Annotated in this window: 6 protein-coding genes; 3 read left to right on the forward strand and 3 right to left on the reverse strand. The window is 38.5% G+C overall.

Going from position 1 to position 4127, the window contains the following annotated elements:
* Positions 1–212 precede the first annotated feature (212 nt).
* The 3 genes from FTV38_RS16760 to FTV38_RS16770 all read right to left on the reverse strand — a co-directional run bounded on the left by FTV38_RS16760 (position 213) and on the right by FTV38_RS16770 (position 1553).
* Complete coding sequence (locus FTV38_RS16760; RefSeq protein WP_179995850.1) at positions 213–815, reverse strand: hypothetical protein; 603 nt, start codon at positions 813–815, stop codon at positions 213–215.
* A 32-nt stretch (positions 816–847) separates the two neighbouring features.
* Positions 848–1072 carry a hypothetical protein gene (locus FTV38_RS16765; protein WP_018680094.1) on the reverse strand — a complete coding sequence of 75 codons (225 nt, stop codon included), beginning with the start codon at positions 1070–1072 and terminating at the stop codon, positions 848–850.
* Positions 1073–1139: 67 nt separating this feature from the next.
* Entirely contained in the window at positions 1140–1553 is a 414-nt protein-coding gene (locus FTV38_RS16770) for a conjugal transfer protein TraD (RefSeq protein ID WP_042087981.1), read from the reverse strand.
* A gap of 280 nt (positions 1554–1833) precedes the next feature.
* Here FTV38_RS16770 and FTV38_RS16775 point away from each other — a divergent pair, with 280 nt between their 5' ends.
* Genes FTV38_RS16775 through FTV38_RS16785 form a run of 3 tightly spaced genes read left to right on the forward strand, consistent with a single transcriptional unit; the run spans position 1834 to position 3415 of the window.
* Complete coding sequence (locus FTV38_RS16775) at positions 1834–1989, forward strand: hypothetical protein (RefSeq protein WP_004847148.1); 156 nt, start codon at positions 1834–1836, stop codon at positions 1987–1989.
* Positions 1989–2918: a MobA/MobL family protein gene (locus FTV38_RS16780; protein ID WP_179996692.1), complete on the forward strand. Its 930-nt coding sequence runs from the start codon at positions 1989–1991 to the stop codon at positions 2916–2918. The genes FTV38_RS16775 and FTV38_RS16780 overlap by 1 nt, the downstream gene beginning before the upstream one ends.
* Entirely contained in the window at positions 2915–3415 is a 501-nt protein-coding gene (locus FTV38_RS16785; protein WP_179991827.1) for a hypothetical protein, read from the forward strand. Before FTV38_RS16780 ends, FTV38_RS16785 begins: the two co-directional genes overlap by 4 nt.
* Positions 3416–4127 lie beyond the last annotated feature (712 nt).

The raw sequence follows: 4127 nt of genomic DNA on the forward strand, positions 1-4127 counted from the left end.
ACTTAAAGGATGCGTCATTTTTTTAAATGACCGCCTTTAGGGAGAGTATTGCCGAAACTCTCTCAACCGTTTCCAAAGCCAAAGCACGAAGTGCGACGCTTTGGGGGCGAGTTGAGAAGTTGAGAGCATTTGTTTTTTAGAGGGGGGTAAGAGGGCGGAATTATATTACACCCTCTTTTCTGCTTAGGCTATTTAAGTAGTAAAAGTATATCTTAATTAAATGCTTGTCTTAAAACTTCACCTTTTTCTGTAGAAGTTTGACTAGTCGTAGAGTTTTCATCATTTATGTCCAAAATATCTTTTCTTTTTTCGGGACCATAATATGAAATAAACTTACTTATAGATTTATCCCAAGCTAAATAACTGTTGTTATATTCAGATATAAAACGATATCCATCTTTTGATTTTTGAAGTCCTAAACCTTCACGACCTAACCAATAATTAAGTACATGATTGTATTTACCTGCCTCATTTTGAAAATAGATATCTATAAAGCCATCACTACTTCCAGTAAACATAGAGTAAGCACCTTCACAGGTAACTGCTGAAGATCGGATAATGTAATCTTTTAGTCCATCGCCATTAAAATCTACATTTACCAAAAATCCTTTATGGAAAGTGATTTTTGGATTTTTAATAGCCATTTCTTCATCTTCAGCTATACCTTGACATGCTTCAATATAATTAGTTTGGACTGCTTCTTTAATTTCTATAGGAAGCTTATTGAAAGGGATACTATTATTTTTTACAGGGATTTCTGCTAAAGAATTTGTACAAAAAATAGCGATGGATATGAAACCTATGAACTTTTTCATTAATAAACCTATTTATTTGAATTTTATAAAGATTAATAGGTATATCTGAAACCTTGTGCCATCATGCAATCTTGTATCATTTCAGCTTTTTCATTTTGATTTACTTTAGCTAAACCTACGTCATAGCGACATTTTGCTAAAGCATTATTAACATCGTGTGGAGTAATTCCTGCTTTTCTCCACATAGGTTGTGATGTACTACATGCAGAAAGTAAAAGTGTTGAAACAGCTAATGCCCCGATAATTGTTTTTTTCATAAAAAACTCTATAAAACTTAATAAAATAAGTTTTTGATTTTACCAAATAAATAAATTAAGTAATCAGTTAATTATTTTTTTTACGCTGATTTAAGGTTTCTTGTCCTAAATCCTTCCAAATTTGCCATTTCATATCATTTGGGTCTATTTCAGCAGTTTTTAGAAGAACGCCAAGTAATTCGGCTGGGTCACGTTGATCTAGGTTAGCTATTTCAAATAATGCGCCTAATTGAATGAGATGACGTGTACGAGCTTTACGTTCAGCTTCCTTTTCAGCATTCAATAATTTTCTAACTGCAACTTTTTGCTTATTTGCTCGATCTATGGCTTTTTCAGCTTTGATCAAGGCATTGATCTTTTTCTCTTGGTCGGGTGTTCTGTACTGAATTTTGGCTAATTCAAGTAAAAGTTTTTGAGCATCACTAGGATTCTTTAAAGCAGAAATATAGGTGATTTTTTCAGACAGCCAATCATTATTCATATTCAATTCCATTAATTCAGATACCGCAAAAGCACAGGCTCAATACTCAAAGAACGATAACAAAATATTTACGTTCGAGTAACGTAATTTTGTTAAAGTCGTTCTAGAGATTGTCGCCTGTACTTCCATCAAAAATTTGATGGCGCGCTTAGACGTTTCTCAATTTCATTGAGAAACCTAAGCACGTTAGGGACTTCATCCCTAAAACCCTGAAACTTCTTTTTTTCGTTCAATTGAAAATTGAATGAAAAAAAGAAGTACCAAAGCTAGGAGCAACAGCATGCAACTAAAACAGGTATTGGGAAAAATCAAAGATATTAGTTTTGGCGTGATCGCAGCACCGCTACTTATCATCATTATGATGTGGGCTTCGATACTTGATCAAAGAGCGTTTAAAAAAGAACGTAACCGAAAAAAGGAACAGGATAAGACCTAATGGCGATTGCTCGTTTAAGTGTCAAAGTCGGTAAGGCAGGCAAAGCAGCACCGCATGCCGAATATATTGATCGGGATGAAGAAAAGAAGCTGAAACAGGAGCAGGCAGAAACCGACCTTGAACATAGTGCCTATGGAAATATGCCGAAATGGGCTGAACATAATCCGATTACCTTTTGGCAGGCAGCCGACCTTTACGAGCGCAAAAATGGCAGTACCTATCGAGAATATGAAATTGCCCTACCTAGAGAAATGAATGCCGAGCAACGCTTAGAACTGGTTGAGGACTTCATTCAGTCCGAGATCGGCTCAAAATATCCGTATCAATTTGCGATTCATAACCCTAAAGCAATGGACGGCAACGATCAGCCCCACGTCCACCTGATGTTTAATGAACGTCTGCAAGATGGAATCGAACGAGATCCGGAGCAATATTTCAAACGCTATAACAGCAAGAATCCTGAACGTGGCGGAGCTAAAAAAGACAATACCGGCAAGAGTTACCAGGAACGAAAAACTGATATTAAAGACCTACGCCAAAGATGGGCAGATTTATGCAACAGCCATTTAGAAAAACACCAAATTGACAGCCGTATTGATATGCGAAGCTATAAAGAGCAAGGCATAGACAAAGAACCTGAAAAAAAATTATTACCAAGCCAAGCCAAAGACCCTGAAATCAGGGAAGCCTTGCAACAGTCACGTACAGCCTACAAAGAGCTTGAGCGACTAGACTTAGGCGACCCGAAAAAAGACCTGAAAGAACTCAAAGACAGCCCAATTTCAGACAAAGAAATTAAACAGGGTATTGAGAGCTTTAAGGCTGATTTTGACAGCTTCAAACAACTTGCCTTACAGCAGTACAAAGAACAGCAGAAATTAGAACGAGAGCAACAGAAAACCATGAGTTATAAGGGGATGAGCCGATGACACCTGATGAAAAAAAGTTATATGCACTGATGGCAGTTGCAGAACAACAGCAGAACCTAGTCAATCAGGCTGTTAAAGAGCTTCAAATCACCGAAGAACGCATTCAAAAGGTCATAGCAGGGCAAACCCATAGTACCGTATCAAAATCGCTAAATACGGGCTTACAGGAGGGTACAGCGGAGCTTATTAAGACCGCCAAAGCACTTGGACATTTAAAAAACTCGATTGAATCAACCAGTGATCAATTTTCATGGAAAATCATCACTATCGTTTTAGGCATTTTCGCCATTCTTATGCTTGGCATCATTTGGCTGTTTAGTGTTTATATCAAACCTTTAGAAAATATCCCGCAGATCGAGAGCCTAAGACAGCAAGGCATTCAGTTTGATCTTGGAAGCTGTAAAGTCGATGGAGAATCTAAAACGTGTGTCCGAGTGATGAAAGAACAGTGCGGATATGGAAATGCTAAAGATTTTTGCGTGATAGACCCTAAATAACAAACATCTGAAAAAGAAAAAGCCCATTCAGTATTGAAACTCAATGGGCTTTCGCTTTATATTCAGCGGTACGCAGTTATTTGATGCGCTAACATCAAGTAACGAAGATCAGCAGAGCTACCAACTCGTGCAGATTTCACCACAAGGCTTGTACCTGAACTCTATTTTCACAATAAACAGTGTTTAGATCAAGACTCAAAATGATAAGTCTTCGTTAATACGTGTTTTTAATCATCAAATAAGCATCATAGATCGAGCTTTGCCTGCTTCTGCGTGTCCGTTTTACGGATTGGCATGCGTTGCATGTGGAGGGAATAAGTGTCACTGGTGCAACGTAGCGATAGTCGAAAGGCTAAACCGCTACAGGGGAATCTCACAAAAGCGGAGCGTTAAGAGTAGTTGTATAGGTTGGTTAAGTTGTATGTTGGGGAAACCCTCGCAGAGATACCGCCATACTTCGACAGGGAGCGTGTGGGGAGAGGTGCAAGACCTTTAGTCCTTGTCTGCATAGTTTGCAAAGCTATGTGCGGATACGACCGATATACGTGGCTCCGAAGCCAAAAGAATATGCGGTAAATCGGCAATACTTAAAGGATGCGTCATTTTTTTAAATGACCGCCTTTAGGGAGAGTATTGCCGAAACTCTCTCAACCGTTTCCAAAGCCAAAGCACGAAGTGCGACGCTTTGGGGGCGAGTTGAGAAGTTGAGAGC

Source organism: Acinetobacter sp. YH16044 (genome assembly GCF_013417145.1).
In the GTDB taxonomy this organism is placed as follows: Bacteria; Pseudomonadota; Gammaproteobacteria; order Pseudomonadales; family Moraxellaceae; genus Acinetobacter; species Acinetobacter amyesii.

Bases quoted from the DNA above. Each gene is read 5' to 3' on its own strand.
- FTV38_RS16780 (WP_179996692.1), top strand. From the start codon at position 1,989: ATGGCGATTGCTCGTTTAAGTGTCAAAGTCGGTAAGGCAGGCAAAGCA.
- FTV38_RS16770 (WP_042087981.1), bottom strand. From the start codon at position 1,553: ATGAATAATGATTGGCTGTCTGAAAAAATCACCTATATTTCTGCTTTA.
- FTV38_RS16785 (WP_179991827.1), top strand. From the start codon at position 2,915: ATGACACCTGATGAAAAAAAGTTATATGCACTGATGGCAGTTGCAGAA.
- FTV38_RS16760 (WP_179995850.1), bottom strand. From the start codon at position 815: ATGAAAAAGTTCATAGGTTTCATATCCATCGCTATTTTTTGTACAAAT.
- FTV38_RS16775 (WP_004847148.1), top strand. From the start codon at position 1,834: ATGCAACTAAAACAGGTATTGGGAAAAATCAAAGATATTAGTTTTGGC.
- FTV38_RS16765 (WP_018680094.1), bottom strand. From the start codon at position 1,072: ATGAAAAAAACAATTATCGGGGCATTAGCTGTTTCAACACTTTTACTT.